Origin of the sequence: Thermaerobacillus caldiproteolyticus, assembly GCF_013761245.1 — a bacterium.
Lineage (GTDB): Bacteria > Bacillota > Bacilli > Bacillales > Anoxybacillaceae > Thermaerobacillus > Thermaerobacillus caldiproteolyticus.
In genome coordinates this window covers 287,037-305,058 of the sequence record NZ_JACDUT010000003.1, presented here as the reverse complement: position 1 = coordinate 305,058, position 18,022 = coordinate 287,037, and the positions used below count along the sequence as shown (strand labels likewise).

The following is an 18,022-nucleotide window of genomic DNA, read 5'->3' as shown; positions in this document are numbered from 1 at the left end:
GCACTTTTATCCATTACATTATAGCAATTTTTTTACATAATGAAAAATGAAGGGATGTTTGCCCTTTTGCTAGGGCGCCCTTCATTTTCCTTACTTATTGTAATATTGCACAATACCGTTATAAATCGATTCAGCAAAAATATTTTGATATTCATCAGAAGTTAACTTTTGAACATCGCTTTTGTTAGTAATAAACCCAAGTTCCACAAGAACACTAGGTACGGTATTATAGCGAATGACATAAAAGTTATTATCTTTAACACCGCGATCCAACATATTGGCATTTTTCACTAATTGCTGTTGGATTTCTTTTGCTAATAAATAACTCTCATATCCATTTGGATTCGTCGATGTATCGTAGTACGTTTCCGAACCATTAGCCGATGCGCTAGCTGAGTTCACATGAATGCTAACAAATAGTTCTGCATAATTGTTCTTAGCAATCTGTACTCGTTCCTCCAAGGTTTTATATGTATCATTGGCCCGCGTCATAATAACTTTGGCGCCTGCTTTTTCTAATTTTTGCTGCAATTTCTTCGCAACAGATAAGACAATGTTTTTCTCATACGCTCCGTTACCGATAGCACCAGAATCTGTTCCGCCGTGGCCTGCATCGACAGTAATAATGCGGCCCTGCAACGGATTTCCGTTAACATTCTTTAATTTAAGATATGACTTATGTACGTACCCGTTGATTTTCCCATACGAGATTTTTGCCCAGTAGCCGTTGATTTCATATACATTCACAACTGCCCCGTAATTGAGTTTCCCAACAATCGAAGCATTGGCATTTCCTGCTGAACGAACATTTAACGATTGAGCAGTGACCTTCCCTGTAGCGATAACTGAACTATTAACAGGAAGACGGAAATCTTCATTCATTGCCCTCGCTAAAAACGCAGAAAATTGATCTCTTGATATATATGATTCAGGCATAAATTTGTTTTGATTTCCATTCGAAATCCCATGATAATATAACTTAGAAATATATGGATAAGCCCAGTAGTTCGAACTAACATCAGTAAATGCAACCTTGCTTGCTGTTGAAGGAGGAGCAGGCAATTGAAATGCAATCGCAATAACTTTGCTCATCTGTGAACGCTTTAATGGATCATCTGGACGGAAAGTGCCGTCTTCGTATCCTTGAAATATTCCCTTTTCGACAGCGCGCTCAATCCATCCCGCCGCCCAATGATCAGAAGGAATATCTTTAAATCGTGCACGGGATATCGGCTGCTCTTTCTCTCCTAATGCTTTCATCAACATTTTTGCCGCTTGAGCCCGTGTAACACGCGCATTTGGGCGAAACTGTAGACCGTTGTTTACTGTATATCCTTGAATAATGGAACGTTGATATAAAAATTCGATTTCACTTTTCGCCCAATGATCAGTAGGCACATCAGAAAAAATCGTTCCATTAGATGAGGAAATGGTAAAAGTGGTAGAGGTTGATCCATCCGCAAAAGGTGGTGATTGGTTAAAATCTCGAATTTCTAACAAACCTTCATCAGAGGACGATAAAGATTGTTTTTCTTCCGCGTAAGCAGCAAGAGAAGATGGAAAAAGAAGAGTTAAAACAACAAGAAATGAACATAACAGTCGCAACAAGACCCTCTCCCTTCTATATTTCGTTACATCCAAAATTCAGACATTTAACTACATTTTTCCACAATCCACTATTTCATTCTATGAAACTATCTACAAAATCGCAACCCTTATTCGACAATTATTGAACCATTGAGCATTATCGTGTCGAAAAATACAATATAAAAAGGCTATCCTAGTGACTTAGGACAGCCCTTAAGAGTTTTTAGAAATGTACTCATATGTTCTCACCATCATTGCTGCAAACTGCGCACGGGTAAGAAATTCATTTGGACGAAAATATTCCTGTTTTGTAATAATGCCCTTACTAGCAAGCTGCTGAACGGCATAATAGGCAAAGTGGCCAGAATCCGAGAGATCTTTAAACGAATAAGGTGTTCCGCTAAAAGAATTCTCGCTAAGTTTTAAAGCTCTTGCTAACATCACCGCCATTTGGGCGCGGGTCACAAAGTTCTCCGGATAAAATTTACCGTTGTTATAACCTTTAATGATTTGTTGATCGTACGCTGAATAGATCGGCAAAGCTCCCCCTAATGTCAAAGGAGTATCGGTAAACGGAGAACGGATTTGTTGAAACGGCCAATGAAACAATCGGTTCATCATCATTACCGCGTGCCGGCGCGTTAAATATTGATTGGGGCGAAATGTGTTGTCGGCAAATCCGTTAATCAATTTTTGACTGTATGCCTGCTGAATTTCCCGATATGCCCAAAACGTTGTCGGAACATCGGAGAAAGAAGCAGGTGAGGTCGATGGGGGATTCATCCATCGCTCATCCGCCGCGACAATTTTCCCTGTTTCGTCTGCACAAACTACTGTCAACTTCTTCTCATTTCTCACCGATGAAATCGTAGATAATGCAACGGACAACCAATCACTGTCTATTTTTCTTTTCAAAATAAACTGATCCTCGATGAAAATGTATATGTCTTTTCCAATTAACCCATTTGATACACCGAGCAGCTGCGGTTGAGATGTATCAACCGGTTGATTGTCTTTAATGGTCAGCCAATCAATAGCTTCACTGAAAGGCAATTGAAAAGCCTTAGCAATTTGAACAACACCGTGACCAGAATATATATCATACCCTTTTTCTCGAATATCTAATGCTGACTGAAACAATCGTTTTCGAATTTGAATGACATCTAGTTCAGGATGAGCTGCTTTCAAAAGAGCAACAGCACTTGTCACAAATGGTGTTGCCATTGAAGTACCGCTCAAAGACTGATAGCTGTCGTTCAAATACGTACTCATAATATTCGCCCCAGGAGCACTTAAATCAATTTTCCATCCATAGTCAGAATAAGGCATCATTTCATTATTTTCATTGATGGCAGCAACAGTAATGACACCCGGATATGAAGCAGGATAGACATCCTGTAACAATGTGCCCCAATTGCCTGCGGCAGCAACTACTGCGACATGATGATGAAGGGCGTTTTGAATAGCACTCTCTAAAACGAGTGTTTTTCCTTTTCCCGCTAAGCTCAAATTAATGACATCCGCTCCAAACGTTACCGCATCATTTACTGCCTGTGCAATTTCAAAATCGCTGCCAGTGCCTTGACCGTCGAGTACTTTGAGAGGAATGACATCAACAGGGGCAAATCCGGTTACCCCTGCGATTCCTTCGCCATTGTTCGGACAAGCGGAAATAATACCCGTCACATGAGTTCCGTGCCCATTTTCATCAATAGCGATTCCTTCCCCATCTACATAATCTTTGCCTAAACTATGGAGAACATTCCCACAAAAATCTTTATGTAAGGAGGCTCCCGTATCAACTACTGCAACTAATACATGGTTTACAGCTGTTATGTTCTTAATCACAGGAATTTGTGTCCATCCGTCTGCTTTAATAACAACTTGCAGTTTTTTGTATACCTTATTTTTGGGAATCAGCACATCTAATTTTGGCAAATATCCTGTGTTCGCAGCTATCCTCTCTCCTTGTTCATCTACTATGTCTAATGTCCATGCTCCTTCAGCATGGTCCAATTCAACCGATAATCGAGACAGTTTCATGCCATCTTCTGATAAAATGAAAACGTTAGAGGCATGTAAAGGTTGTCCTTCATATGTCAATGTTTCATGATTAATGGCGATCTGCTTTCCATATAGGAGGTTTTGGTCGTGAAATTGATCCATTATTGAAGCTACATCAACTTTTTGAATTCCCCATTGTTGCGAAAAAAGAGGGTCATTAAAACGAATAAAGGAAGCTAGTCTTTTTTTATAATTCGGCTCCACTCTCGATACGATAGATGACTGTTTAATGGTTTCAATTTCATCTTTACTAAAAAGAGCTTTTACAACCCAGCCGTCTGCCTGGTCTTCCACTCTTTCTTGATCCTCCACTCTTCCGGTGTAATGTTTGATAAACTGTGAATAGTCCGCTTCGTCATCGAAATAAATTAACCATTCAGAAAGGGATTGCCCATGCGCATCGTTTGGATGAAAAAGAAAAAAACTAACTAGTAAAACGAAAACAATAGGTTGCAATCGTTTCATTGTTTTTTCCCTCTTTTCTTTTACCGCTTTTAAACTCAGTATATCAAAAGTTGCTAATCTATTGATAAAAAAGAGCTGCCTTCTCATAAGAGAGGCAGCTAATAACAATCATTGTCGAACCTCGATTGGTTCTTTTCTATTTTAACAACCAACCATCTCATCGTAACACAAGTAATTTTTAACATGTATCAATCTATTGTCGAAATGCCTGTTTAAAATTGTAAACTATTACGTTAAAATGTTATAAGTGCGTACATACAAAATTTAGCTAATGGAGGAGCCGGACATGTTTCAAGTACGACTATGGCATGGGATACGTCAACCATATACAACCTTTACTCAATTACATGAGTCTGAAGATGTAACTGGATTTTTTGGACGAGTGATCATTCTTGCTGTTTTTAGCGCCTTCCTTTCTGGACTTGGTATATACATGGGACTAGATACTGAAATGTTCACAACCTTGATTGGGAAAGTATCTGATGATCGTATCGAAACGATGAAGCTCATTTTCGCTATAGGCTCTATCGGAAATGGAATAGCTGCACCTATGCTGTCCATGTACATCGCTTCGTTACTGATCTGGCTTATATTAAGGGGAAAAGTAGAGTTTTATAAAATTATTACTATTGAACTCTATGTCATGTTTTTGGATATCATAGAAAAAGTGTTATTCCTTATATTTCGTTTGCTTACTGGTGCCAATGCCTATTCTTCTCCATTCGGACTTGGAGTAATCGCCCAACTTGCTTCTAATCATCCTTTCTTCATCCATTTTATGAATTCAATTACGATCTTTTTTGCTTGGAGTGCGGTCATTCAAATCATTGCGTTGCGGATTTGTTCCTCCCTATCGTCACGAATCGTTTCAGTGATCGTGCTAGCGGTTCATTTATTCATCAATCTTATTTCTTCGCTCATTTTCTTTATGATCCAGCAGTGAAGAAATCAACGCTCTCTGACAAACAAAGGAGGATGTCTCATGTATAAAAAATGGATTCTGTACAACGTCATAGCGATTTGTATCGTATTGATCAGCATAAATACATACCTTTTATATACAAAAGAAGAACCATCACATCGAACGATGATTACGCGCTCGATTGTGCCAGTAAAAAAGAGTAATTTTCAATTATTTTTTCCTACTAAAGGAGTCGTCACAACTCCATATATCGAAAAAGTATTCATCCCTTCTGATCTTGAAACGATTGACAAAATCCTTGTAAGGAGCGGTCAAGAAGTACAAGCAGGAACTCCGTTGCTTGTACAGAAGAGCAATCAAATCAACGAACAAATAGAACAACTTGAACATGAGATGACCTACCTCCAACAACAACTGGAAGACATTGAACAATCTATCCAACATGTTGAAACAGACAATCAAATGGCCGAACAGCAAGAAGGAATTAACACGATGATATTGCAACAGCTACAGTCAGAAAAAAGGGCCATAGAAACGAAAATCAATAATGTATCCAATCAAAAAGTCTATTTAGAAAAACAAAAGGAAAAACAATTAATAAAAAGTCCTATTACCGGCATTGTAGAGAAAGTGGAACTTAAAGGGCAGCATCCTTTTATTTCTATCATCAGCCCTCCTTATCTCATTGAAGGTACACTGTCTGAAATGGATTTGACAAAAATAAAAGAAGGACAACAAGTAAAAATATCTCCATTTGGACAGCATGACCACAAATATATGGGTAATGTTATAGAAATTGGCAAAATACCTATTCATGCGCCATCCCTTGATAGTAAAGAAAGTCGTTATCCGTTTTATGTGCGTCTAGAAAATGATGAACAGTCACTTCCTTACGGTTCACATGTATCTCTTTCTGTCATTTTAAAAGAAAGCAAAAACGCATTATCCATTCCGAAAAAATCGATTGTTCAGAAAGAGAAGAAGCCGATCGTGTATACGATTTCCAAAGGCAAAGTAAAAAAACGCGAAGTAGAGCTTGGTCTTTCCAACGGATTACAACAAGAAGTCATCACTGGATTGCATGACCACGACTGGGTGATTAGTAATCCTCCTTCATCGATAAAGGAAAATATGCTTGTTGCCAAACCTTTAGAACTGAAAAAAATACAACGAGCCGATTTGCGTTATTTGTCGAAAAAAGAGATATTATCACTCATCATAGCGGGCTTTTTTAGGACCAATGTTCATCCAGCAGTAGAAAAAATAGCGGAAAAGTGATATGCTTGCCCTTGTAGTTCTTGTCCGATGCCGCTTGACAAAATATTTTTCCGTACATTCATCGGATAACATAAATGAAGGAACATAAACGTAAAGGAGTGAAAATCGTTGAAAATCGCCGTACTAATTCCATGTTACAACGAAGAAAAAACGATCGGAAAAGTGGTAAGCGATTTTAAGCGTGAATTACCACATGCAGATATTTATGTATATGACAATAATTCCAAAGATCGTACATCGGAAATTGCTGCTGAACATGGGGCCATCGTGCGCAAAGAAACTCGCCAAGGAAAAGGAAATGTCGTTCGTTCCATGTTTCGCGAAATCGAAGCAGATATTTATGTCATGGTAGATGGTGACGATACATACCCAGCTGAGTTTGTTCACCAGCTAATCGAACCGATTCAAAATGGAGAAGCCAATATGGTCATTGGCGACCGATTATCGAATGGAACGTATTTTCAAGAAAACAAGCGACCATTTCATAATTTTGGAAACAACTTGGTTAAAAACTTAATTAATTTTTTATATAAAAGCGACATTAAAGATATCATGACAGGATATCGGGCATTCGATAAATGGTTTGTCAAATCGATGCCAGTCATGAGCCCGGGATTTGAAATTGAAACAGAAATGAGCATTCATGCACTCGATAAAAAATTCCTTATTAAAGAAGTTCCGATTGATTATCGGGATCGGCCGGAAGGTAGTGAGTCTAAGCTCAATACGTTCTCCGATGGCTGGAAAGTGCTAAAAATGATTTTCACCTTGTTTAAAGACTATAAGCCGTTCTTATTCTTTTCGCTTTGGTCAGCATTATTTTTCATTCTTGGATTGGCAGTGGGAATTCCAGTTATCGTTGAATTTATCCAAACAAACTTCATTACCCGTGTCCCATCCGCAATTTTAGCTGTTGGACTTATGATTTTTGCACTGTTATCTTTTGCATGTGGACTGATTTTAGACACAGTGGCATCTGCGCAACGAAAACAATATGAGTTAGAGCTTAACCAAATTTATAAGCAAATGCGGAGGGAAAAAAATGACTACATCTCTTAATCGCTACTTAGGCAGCGTAATAACTGCCTTGCTCAGCGGTGTTGCTGTCATCTTTTTTTTCACGCCGATTCGCGATGCTTCATGGTTAGTAATACTGCTCATTATCGCTTTATTAACTTTTTGTTATAATCAGGTTTTCCAATCAATAAGCATCTTAAAAAATTTTCCTAAATGGAAACGGCATTTAACCATTGGTTTCACACTATTATTTTCATTATTAGCAGTACTTAGCCTAAAAGGTGAACAGCTGTATTTGTTAGATAATTCATTACTGACTCGAGCATATGTGTATATTGGCACATATTTGACAATCTGCTTTATCGTGTTATGGATCATTTTATCTCTGTTAAACATGGAGATGGACAAAATATCTCATTCGATCAGTAAATGGAACATACTCAAATACGCGTTACCTTCTTTAATGATATGGGGATTATATTTATTAGCTTTTTTCCCCGGAACAATGACGGCAGATTCAATATATCAATGGGAACAAGCCCACACCGGACATTTTAATGATTGGCATCCTGTCATGTACACATTATTTATTATGTTAGTAACAACATTATGGGATTCGCCTGCCGCTATCGGTATATCACAAATTATTATCATGTCTCTCACTGTCGGCTACTGCTTATATCAATTTGAAAAAGCCGGAGCTAACAAAACAATCATTTGGGTCGTGTCATTTGCGTTTGCTTTAAGTCCAATTAACGGTATCTACTCTGTAACGATTTGGAAAGATATTTTGTATAGCACATTTCTCTTACTGTTTACTACAATTGTCTTTAATCTTGTCATTACAAATGGAAAATGGATTAAAAACAATAGCCACCTTGCCTTTTTTATCATAGTGGCTTTAGGAGTCGTCTTTTTCCGTCATAATGGCTTTGTCGTTTGTTTAGCCATGCTCATCGTCTTGCTTGTCGCATTCCGCCAAACATGGAAGCAGTGGCTGTTCGCTATTTCTTTTATCATCGCTGCCCATTATGCAGTAACAGGGCCTCTGTTTGACTACCTTAAAGTCGTTCCTTCTGATCCGAACGAAGCATTAAGTATTCCAACGCAACAGCTCGCTCGCGTAATCGCCTATGACGGAAACATCACCGACGAGCAAGCAGATTATTTAAATCAAATTTTACCTTTATCCTTGTGGAAAAAAAATTATAATCCATATGTGACAGATCCCATTAAGTTTTCCAAGCAATATAATCGAAAGGCGATTTTTCCTAACAATCTTTCCAACTACTTGCATACATGGTGGGATATTTGTTTGCAAAATCCAAAATTATCTACACAAGCGTTGCTGAAGCAAACATCTCTCGTTTGGCAAATGAATCAGCCTGCTGATGGCTACACATCAACGTTTGTAACAAACATTTTTTATGGGAACAAATTTGGACTGAAAAACCAAATTATTTTTGATCCGCTGACAATAGCAGTAAAAAAATACTTAACTATCTCTGATACGACATTAAAGCCGTTAATTTGGCGGCCAGCGACATATACATTTTTGATTCTTTTATTTACATTTGTCGCATTTTTGCGGAATGACTGGAAGGCTTGGCTAGTACCACTTATCGTTCTTTTGAATACAGGAACCGTGTTAATTGCTTTACCGGCCCAAGATTTCCGCTATTTGTACTCCAATTCATTAGTGTTCTTTATTGCGTTCTTATTCGCGTTCATTTCCTATAAAAAGAAGGAGATGAGCACATGAATCCGTTTATCCAATCTTTTCAAAAAAATAAAGTAGGAATTCTGTTCATTCTTATTGCCTCCATCAGTACAGCGAGCGGGCAAATGTTTTGGAAATTATCAAACGGGAAATGGAATGTCTATCTATTGCTAGGTTTCGCGTTTTATTTTATTGGCGCTGCACTGATGATTGTTGCTTTTCGCTTCGGAAGTCTATCTGTTTTGCATCCCCTTCTTAGTATGGGGTATGTTTTTGCGCTTTTGCTGGGAGTTGCGTTTCTTAATGAACAAATTACGATGATGCATATAATCGGAACGCTCTTGATCACTGGCGGCGCCATTCTCATTGGAGGTGGTGACCATTAGTTCATTTCTATTGCTTATGCTGATGACCTTATCCGGCGCATTAGGGGGGTATTACTTTAAAAAGGCATCTAGTCAACGCTTGGGATTTCATCTTTCTTTTCTGCTCCCCTTTTTCATTGGCGGCATCCTTTATTTCATCGGCGCTGTGCTTAATATTATAATTTTGAAGCAGCTTCCTTATACTATCGTATTTCCTTTGACATCGATCACTTATATTTGGACACTTGTCTTATCGTATGTTTTGCTGAAGGAAAACATTACAAGAAAAAAAATTGCTGGTGTCCTATTGATTCTCATCGGCTCTATTTTCCTTGTATGGTAAATGACCCCCTCGCTGAACTTATGTCAACGAGGGGGTTATACTTTTACAAAGCGTTTTCTTTTTTTAATAACTCCTTCAAAAATGTAACAAGCTCCTCACGTAAATCTTCGTTTTGAAGGGCGAATTCAACAGTCGTTTTCACAAAGCCTAATTTTTCGCCTACATCATAACGTTTTCCTATAAAGCTATACGCATAAACCGGTTGCACTTCATTTAACTTTTGAATCGCATCGGTAAGCTGAATTTCTCCGCCTGCGCCTACTTCCTGCTTTTCCAAAAATTTAAAAATATCCGGCGTAAACACATAGCGACCCATAATGGCCAAATTAGATGGAGCCGCACCAAGCGGTGGCTTTTCGACAAATCGTTTCACTTGATATAGCTCTCCTGCCTTTTTAAGAGGCTCAATAATTCCGTAACGGTTGGTTTCGTCTTCCGGCACCGGTTGAACACCAATTACGGAGCATCCCGTACGCTCAAACTGCTCGATTAATTGACTTAAACATGGTTTTTCCGCTTGAACAATATCGTCTCCTAATAATACGGCAAACGGTTCGTCACCGATAAATTTTCGAGCACACCATACCGCATGCCCTAACCCTTTTGGCGATTTTTGCCGAATGTAATGAATATCTACTAAATTAGCTGAATGGCGAACTTCCTCTAATAGCTCATATTTCTTTTTTTCTAGTAAAATTTGTTCAAGCTCCGGAGCATTGTCAAAATGATCCTCAATTGCTCTTTTTCCTTTTCCAGTAACAATGATAATATCTTCAATTCCAGAAGCAATCGCTTCTTCTACAATATATTGAATCGTTGGCTTATCAACAATCGGCAACATTTCTTTCGGCATTGCCTTTGTGGCCGGCAGAAACCGGGTCCCTAATCCGGCAGCAGGAATAATCGCCTTTCTCACTCTTTTCATCATAAACTCTCCTTCATGATTTAAGTCACTATTTCATTATATCTTAACAAAAATAAGCGAACAACAAACAGAACATTACCGTCACAATTTTATAACTATTGATATTTTAGGGTCATCGAACTATGTCAATATGTGGGGAAAAATGATATAATTTGTATCGTTATCACCAATATTATATGTAATATTTAGTTAGGAGGTGTAAAACTTGATTACTAAAATCTATGTCGTGACGAAATCCATCGCCCGCAACATGCTGTAATCATTGCGATGGCTAGATTTTAGTAATCAGGATGGAGATGCTTGCCAAAACCAAAAAAATATATGCAATACTTTCTATCTTGTTTTTGCTAGTTTCCTATGTATTCTCTCCTGCTTATGCCGTGAAGGCCTCTGAGAATACCAATGAAACTAGTACCTATGTCCAAATTTCACAAGACACCGCACCGGTAAAAAACGCTGAAACAGCTGAAGTCATCGGAGAATTAACAAAAGGTTTGATATTGAAGGCAGCCAAACTGGAAGGAGACCGCGTGTATTTTCAGTGGGGGAAAGAACTCGCTTACATAGATGCTACCAATACACAAACGGTCGATCCTTCTCAGCCGTTTGAAGCTTATTCATACGATACAAACGATTCAACCATTCCATATATACAAACAAAAGAGAAAACTGCGATTCGATCACAGGCCAATGATATCATCGGATATTTCATAGAAGGAAGTCAATATCCGATTTTCCGTGAGTTAGAAAACTCTTTCGAAATTATCATCGGAAATCAATTGGCTTATATAGAAAAATCCCCTGCCATTACGGTTGTGCAAAACGAGGAGACAAATCCGGCAAGCACAGAGAACAAGCCGAATCCTCAAACCAATGCAACGAATCAGGTTGATTCCACATCAAATCAGCAATCGAATGCCACTGAAGAAAAAAGTGAAGCAACACAAGTAAAAACACAGCCATCGACTACAACTCGTGCATCGATTGCATCCATTGAACAGACAGAAGCTACTACGTTTACTGCAAGTACGAAGTATTTTAAAGTAACAACCGATAAATTAGCAATCTACGATAACAGCACGGGAAACCTTGTTCAAGTTGGTTCCCTTGAAAAAGGACAAGAATTTCCGAGAGTAAAAGATTACGGGAATTGGCATCAAATTCAATTCGGTACGAAGTATGCGTACGTCTGGAAAGGATCAACCGCGCCATCCGATGGAAAAAGTCCTATGAAACTAGGGACTCAACCAAGCGGAACGGCTGTATTTACTGCTACATCGGATTTACCTGTATATGATAACTCTACAGGAACATTAATACATATCGCTACTATCAAGCAGGGACAATCTTATCCTATTGTTCGTGACTATGGAAATTGGTATGAAATTTTAATTTCTGGACGAATTGGTTATGTACACAAAAGTGGAACACGGATTGATTTTAAAAGCAGTGATCGTTATTTCCGTGTCATTACCGACCACTTGGCTGTCTACGATAACAGCACAGGAACCCTTGTTCAAGTCGGTTCTCTCGAAAAAGGACAAGAATTTCCGAGAGTAAAAGATTACGGGAATTGGCATCAAATCAAGTATGGTAAAGGCTACGGATTTGTCTGGAAAGCGTCAACAGAGCCTTCTAACGGTGCAACGATTCGAAATATCAATTCTCTCGCTCCGTCTGGGAAAACATTCACAACCATCACCAATGTCTCGGTATATGACAATTCATCCGGTCAGCTAGTACAGTTTGCAACGATTCAAAAAGGAGTTAGCTATCCAATTTTAAAAGATTATGGAAACTGGTATGTAGTGGATGTAGCAGGACGGACAGGTTATGTCCATAAAAGCGGCGTAAAATTATCATTCACAAGTACAGACCGCTATTTCGAAGTGATTGAAGATCGTGTGCCAATCTATGATAATAGCACGGGAAAATTAGTACCAGTCGCGTACTTAGAAAAAGGGCAAGTGTTCCCTAGACTACGTGACTTTGGAAACTGGCATGAAGTCAAATACGGGCGAAGCGTAGGTTATGTTTGGAAAGAATCAACGAGACCGCCGTTTTCTGTTAACTTAAAAAATGAAAATAATGGAACTTATAAACCGACAGACCGCAACTTCCTAACACTTGTTGATGCACCTGTAGTCGATAACTCCAGTGGCTCATTAATACAATTTGCAACAATTAAAGAAGGACAAAGTTATCCTATCATTAAGCAAGTAGGCAATTGGATTGAAATCGAACTTGCTGGTCGCATCGGATATGTGTATAAGGACAAAGTCCATGTTGGACCAATTATTAGATATACGCAGTATAACCTAAGCTTAGAGGAAATGCTCAATATTCAAATGACAAAGAAACCGCAAACAGATTTATATCGAAATGCTAAATCTTATGTGCATTCTGACTATATTCAAGTTGCAAAATCAAATACATTCCCGACAAAAGGAACCGTTACTGCCACAACATTAAATGTCCGAGAAGGAGCAGGAACGACATATTGGGTAGTGGGAACGTTAAAGCTCGGTGACACCGTGGATGTCGTAGCGAAAGTAGGAGATTGGTATGAAATTAAGTTCGGTCCTTGGAAAAATGCGAAGCCGGAAGATGTACAAGCATACCTTGATCCTAGCCGCTTCAGTCAGGATAGTAAAGAATATTTCCAATTCCTTGTTTTATCAGAGAGCGCGGGTGTCCCATTAAATGATTTAAATAATAAAATTTTAGCGAATAAAGGGATTCTCGCTGGAAAAGGACAAGCTTTTATCGATGCTGGGGCAAAATATCATATTAATGAAATTTACTTGATTTCCCATGCTTTGTTAGAAACAGGAAATGGAACTTCTGCATTAGCTAACGGCGTCTTAGTAGACAAGGTGGACGGAAAACCTGTCGAACCAAAAAAAGTATACAATATGTATGGAATTGGTGCCTACGACAGCTGTCCAGTTAGCTGCGGGGCTGAATATGCCTATAAACAAGGCTGGTTTACTCCGGAGGCTGCCATTATCGGCGGGGCAGGATATATCGCCAGCCAATATATTAATAATCCTACCTATAAGCAAGATACGCTATATAAAATGAGATGGAATCCGGCTAACCCTGGAATACATCAATACGCGACAGACATCGGCTGGGCCGTCAAACAAGTTCGCAACATTAGTCAGCTCTATGATTTATTAGATACTTACACACTGATCTTTGATGTGCCTGTATACAAATAAATAAAACGCTCCAAAGGCATAGCTTTTGGAGCGTTTTATTTTCTATAAAAATATTAAAAGGAAGTTAATTGTTCTACAGGAAACATTTACAGTTCGACAAATTATGTCGATTTTTGTAGAATAAAACCACGGTAAGATTTTGTTTGGTAAGCCAGTTGCGTTCTATCGCAGCTGGCCCTTTTTATACGTATACAACTTCGTTTTCGACAAATTGTGTCGAATTTTTTACATAAAAATATCCTCTCAGATCTAAAATCTGAGAGGACGTTTTCTTTCATTTATAAGCCACTGCTAGCTGTTGGGTTGAAAATTTGGATAGACTGAACTTTTATACCACTTGAATACGGCGTTTCCGTCGTCAGCATAATCAGCTTGCCATTTGACACAAACAAATGATTAATGATGCCGGAAACAGTCCACGTATTCATCACTTCAAATGTTTTACTGTTATACGCGGTTACTTTGCTGTCTTTTCCTGTATAAAATACATTCGCTGCTGGATCAAAGGCAATCGCTGAGAATGGATTGATCGTTGTAACATAGGTCATGTTTGTGCTTTGTAAAGATGTCGCATAAAAAACGGTACCAGCATGGTTAAACAAATACTTCCCATCGCTAGAAATAGTCATATCTGTAGACAGTGGATAGTCACCATGATACGGGGAGTCATAATGACTTGTAAACTTCCCATCGGAAATTGAAAATGCCTCTATATCCCTTGGAGAAGTATCGGTTGTAATCGCATAAATCATTGTTTTGCTTGGATTCATTTCTAAATAACTTGCTTGACGAATCGGTGCAGAGGATACCTCTTGATACGTAGTCCGATCATAGCTTTTTATACTCGTCCATTGTCCAGAACCGGATGAAACATAAATATAGCGATCGTCCGCTACCACATCATACGGATCAAGAGCGATATCAAATATTTTCTTTAATGTAAATGTATTTGTATCTAAAATGGCAATGGCACCTTGTTGATTTTCTTCCCACCAATAGGAACTATGCTTACCTTTTAGCAGCGTAATATACAGTTCATTATTGGCAAAATATAATCGTTCAGCAGGCAGCGGTAACGCAAGCGTTTTTACCTGCTTCGTTTCATAATTGATTTCGACCACGTTTCCAAACGTGTCAAGGCCATAAAGAATTGGAAGGGATGGATGAAATATAGAAGTTACCAAATTTTCATCCAGAGAAAACTTTGTTGTTTCTACCGCTGGTGTAGGCGGATCCGTTTCGTCTCCAGTTTCGCCTCCATCTTCCGGTAGTTCTTCTTCCCCATCATCTATGACCGGCAACTCGTCAATCGGAATTATGGACAATTGATAAAATGGCACCCCGACATATGATGATACTAGATCTTTCACATGATCAGCAGCCAGGGCGAAGTTCAGGCTTCCTGTTTCAAGGCCAAATGAAACAACTCCAACAACATAGCCATACATGTTTAACAACGGTCCTCCGGAATTTCCAAATGTGACAGGCGCCGTAAACTGAATGAAATCGGCTTCCCAGCCATCTTCACTGAAATGCCGAATCCCACTGACGATTCCGGAAGATACGGTATTATAAAGTCCTAACGGGCTTCCAATCGCAATGACATCGTCACCTTCTTCAACCATCGATTTTGAACCGATTCTCAATTGTTTCAGCGGCAACAAGTCATATGGCTTCAAAATGGCAATGTCGTTATCTAAATCATAATCGACGACGCCTTCCAACTCATAAGTATCGCCGTTATATGTTTCAATCTCAAAATAAGCACCGCCATTAATCACATGATAATTCGTAATAATCAGGCCGTTCGTTGTCACAAATCCGCTTCCTTGCGAGATCAGTTCATCATTTTCATCATACACATTAATCATGACAACGCTCTCTTTTTTCGCAATGACTTCTTTTCTTTCTAATGGCTTCAGTACAGGCGGTTTAAAGTCATCGTTTATGTATCTCGCCAAAAATACAGCAAAATGCATGCGCTGAATCGAATCGTTCGGGCGAAAACTGCCATCAGGGTACCCCGTTGTGATTCCGTTAGCCGCTAAAGCGTGGACGTATTCATATATCCAGTCCCCTTGTTTAACATCAGTGAAATTTTTATTCCATTTTCCTTGAAGATTAAAAGCATTAGCGAAAATTTTAGCCATTTGACCACGAGTTAAGTTTCCATACGGATCAAATGAGCCATCACTCTTTCCGCTAACGATTCCAAGTTTTACCGCTGTCGCGACTTCAGGATAACCGTAATCACCTTTCTTTAAATCCGTAAACTGGATGGAAGAAGTTTCTTTCGGCTCAATGCCAAGTGTGCGAAGAATAAGTTGCACCGCCTGCAATCGTTTAACAGGTGCGCTTGGTCGAAACGTTTGATCTTGGTAGCCTTGAATAATGCCCAGCCCCGTTAAATATCCAATCTCTTTTTGATACTGCGTCACGTCGCGAAAGCTCGGCGGATTCCCGGTTGTCGCCAGCGCCTCAACAGCGAGAGAGAAAAACGACAACATGGCCGCAATCATCGCAACGGACATGATGCGGTGAAGACGTATAAAGCTCAAAAAGACTCTCCTTTCTTCACAAAAAGATTATTATAACCAAACTTATTTTAATAGAGTCCTAATGAAAAGTCTTCATTATTTTTTTGGTATTTTTTAACTATCCTATTCCCTGTTTTTTCCGTTTTTTTGCTTGACAATCAATTTATTGAAATATATTCTTTATACTGGATTTTTAAATTTAATTGACTAATATAAGGTGAGAACAATGAAAGTAAAACCTTATCTAACCGTGGCCATAGCTTTTTGTATATCTGTCGCTACTCTAACGGCAAGCCAATTTGCTTTTTCTGCTTCTCCAAAAACAATTGTTGCCACAGATGACCACGCGTTTTTTTACCGGAAAGTCAACGGACAACTTCAGCCTAGTGGGCGGTTAAATCAACAACAATCGTTCTATGCAACAAAAGTGCATCCAAATTGGTATGTAATTCGAATCGGAAGCAATCAATACTACATTTATAAGAAACATGTGAAGGCGGTTCGCGCTTCTTCATCCGGAATCAACAAATCCGTGAAACCAATAAAAACCGTATATCCTCAAACTAATATATGGGTATACAAAAAAACGGATTTCAATACACCGATTGGAGTCATTTATAAAAATACCCCTTTACCAATTAGACAAATAGAAGGTCCTTGGTACAAGGTCGAATTTGCTGGCCATCTTGTCTATGTCAATCAAAAACAAGTCGCTGGATTAGCAACAGAAGTTCCAATTATTGTCTATCATCATATATTGAAAGAAAAGGAAAATCACAAATACAAGAACCAGCCAACAGTTGTAAGCTATGAAGAATTTGTCAAACAAATGAGGCTTCTTCATGATTATGGATATCATACAATTACATTGCATCAGCTTGAACGATTTTTGAAAGGGAAAATCGACTTGCCAGCCAAAAGCATGATGATTCATTTTGATGATGGCTTGAAAACGAACTATGTGTATGCTTATCCTATATTAAAAAAATACGGATTTCATGCGGCTGCATTTTTAATTACAAGTCGAAATAGCCGGCCATTAAAGCCTTTTAATCCTGACGACTATCAATTTCTCAACTGGAAAGAAATCGAGAAAATGGGAGACGTATTTGAGTTTGCTAGCCATACGCATGCCCTGCATAACCGTGGAAAAGATGGAATTGGAAATTTAGTTAAGGAACCAAGAGAAGTAGTTAAAGCTGATCTGTTGCTAAGCCGAAAACTGCTACATGGAACAACGTATTTTACGTATCCATTTGGTCAGTATAAGAAGGAAACGATTGATATTTTAAAAGAAACGGGATTTACAATGGCGTTTACAACAAAAATTGGAACAGTAAAACCCGGAGATGACCCATATCAATTAAAACGCCACGGCATCGATCCTCACACGACATTACAACAATTTAAACAAATTATTGGTGTCGTTGAATAAATAGTAATCTATTTACACCAAGAGCCCTCTCGCTTTGAGAGGGCCCTTTATCGTTTTTGTGAGAAATAAACAATATGAAACATTTACAATTAATTTAGGACAACAGAATCGAAATAAAAGAGAGAAATGGAACTGAAGCC

Annotated in this window: 12 protein-coding genes; 8 read left to right on the top strand and 4 right to left on the bottom strand. The window is 38.7% G+C overall.

Going from position 1 to position 18,022, the window contains the following annotated elements:
• Nucleotides 1–90: 90 nt before the first annotated feature.
• Both HNR31_RS06740 and HNR31_RS06735 read right to left on the bottom strand, forming a co-directional pair.
• A complete protein-coding gene (locus HNR31_RS06740) occupies nt 91–1,605 on the bottom strand; it encodes an N-acetylmuramoyl-L-alanine amidase (protein ID WP_181555487.1) in 1,515 nt (504 codons plus the stop codon).
• Nucleotides 1,606–1,800: 195 nt separating this feature from the next.
• Entirely contained in the window at nt 1,801–4,116 is a 2,316-nt protein-coding gene (locus HNR31_RS06735; protein ID WP_181555486.1) for a S8 family peptidase, read from the bottom strand.
• Nucleotides 4,117–4,402: 286 nt separating this feature from the next.
• On the opposite strand from HNR31_RS06735, the gene HNR31_RS06730 reads away from it, so the two are divergent.
• The 6 genes from HNR31_RS06730 (at nt 4,403) to HNR31_RS06705 (ending at nt 9,761) form a co-directional block, all read left to right on the top strand.
• A complete protein-coding gene (locus HNR31_RS06730) occupies nt 4,403–5,059 on the top strand; it encodes a YIP1 family protein (protein WP_181555485.1) in 657 nt (218 codons plus the stop codon).
• 39 nt (nt 5,060–5,098) lie between these two features.
• Nucleotides 5,099–6,316, top strand: coding sequence for an efflux RND transporter periplasmic adaptor subunit (locus tag HNR31_RS06725; RefSeq protein WP_181555484.1), 1,218 nt, complete (start codon nt 5,099–5,101; stop codon nt 6,314–6,316).
• Nucleotides 6,317–6,424: 108 nt separating this feature from the next.
• Nucleotides 6,425–7,375: a DPM/DPG synthase family glycosyltransferase gene (locus HNR31_RS06720; protein WP_181555483.1), complete on the top strand. Its 951-nt coding sequence runs from the start codon at nt 6,425–6,427 to the stop codon at nt 7,373–7,375.
• Complete coding sequence (locus tag HNR31_RS06715) at nt 7,359–9,095, top strand: DUF6020 family protein (protein ID WP_181555482.1); 1,737 nt, start codon at nt 7,359–7,361, stop codon at nt 9,093–9,095. The genes HNR31_RS06720 and HNR31_RS06715 overlap by 17 nt, the downstream gene beginning before the upstream one ends.
• Nucleotides 9,092–9,439 carry an EamA family transporter gene (locus HNR31_RS06710; protein WP_181555481.1) on the top strand — a complete coding sequence of 116 codons (348 nt, stop codon included), beginning with the start codon at nt 9,092–9,094 and terminating at the stop codon, nt 9,437–9,439. The genes HNR31_RS06715 and HNR31_RS06710 overlap by 4 nt, the downstream gene beginning before the upstream one ends.
• Nucleotides 9,440–9,455: 16 nt before the next feature.
• Nucleotides 9,456–9,761, top strand: a complete 306-nt coding sequence (locus HNR31_RS06705) for an EamA family transporter (RefSeq protein ID WP_374058292.1) — start codon at nt 9,456–9,458, stop codon at nt 9,759–9,761.
• Between the two features lie 43 nt (nt 9,762–9,804).
• Here HNR31_RS06705 and galU read toward each other — a convergent pair whose 3' ends face one another.
• Nucleotides 9,805–10,686 carry a UTP--glucose-1-phosphate uridylyltransferase GalU gene (gene galU, locus HNR31_RS06700; RefSeq protein WP_181555480.1) on the bottom strand — a complete coding sequence of 294 codons (882 nt, stop codon included), beginning with the start codon at nt 10,684–10,686 and terminating at the stop codon, nt 9,805–9,807.
• A gap of 296 nt (nt 10,687–10,982) precedes the next feature.
• Here galU and HNR31_RS06695 point away from each other — a divergent pair, with 296 nt between their 5' ends.
• Nucleotides 10,983–13,910 (top strand): SH3 domain-containing protein, encoded by a 2,928-nt coding sequence (locus HNR31_RS06695; RefSeq protein WP_309505630.1) that lies wholly within the window; start codon nt 10,983–10,985, stop codon nt 13,908–13,910.
• A 278-nt stretch (nt 13,911–14,188) separates the two neighbouring features.
• On the opposite strand, the gene HNR31_RS06690 is transcribed toward HNR31_RS06695, so the two are convergent.
• Complete coding sequence (locus tag HNR31_RS06690; protein WP_181555478.1) at nt 14,189–16,468, bottom strand: S-layer homology domain-containing protein; 2,280 nt, start codon at nt 16,466–16,468, stop codon at nt 14,189–14,191.
• Between the two features lie 205 nt (nt 16,469–16,673).
• On the opposite strand from HNR31_RS06690, the gene HNR31_RS06685 reads away from it, so the two are divergent.
• Entirely contained in the window at nt 16,674–17,882 is a 1,209-nt protein-coding gene (locus HNR31_RS06685; protein WP_181555477.1) for a polysaccharide deacetylase family protein, read from the top strand.
• Nucleotides 17,883–18,022: the final 140 nt, after the last annotated feature.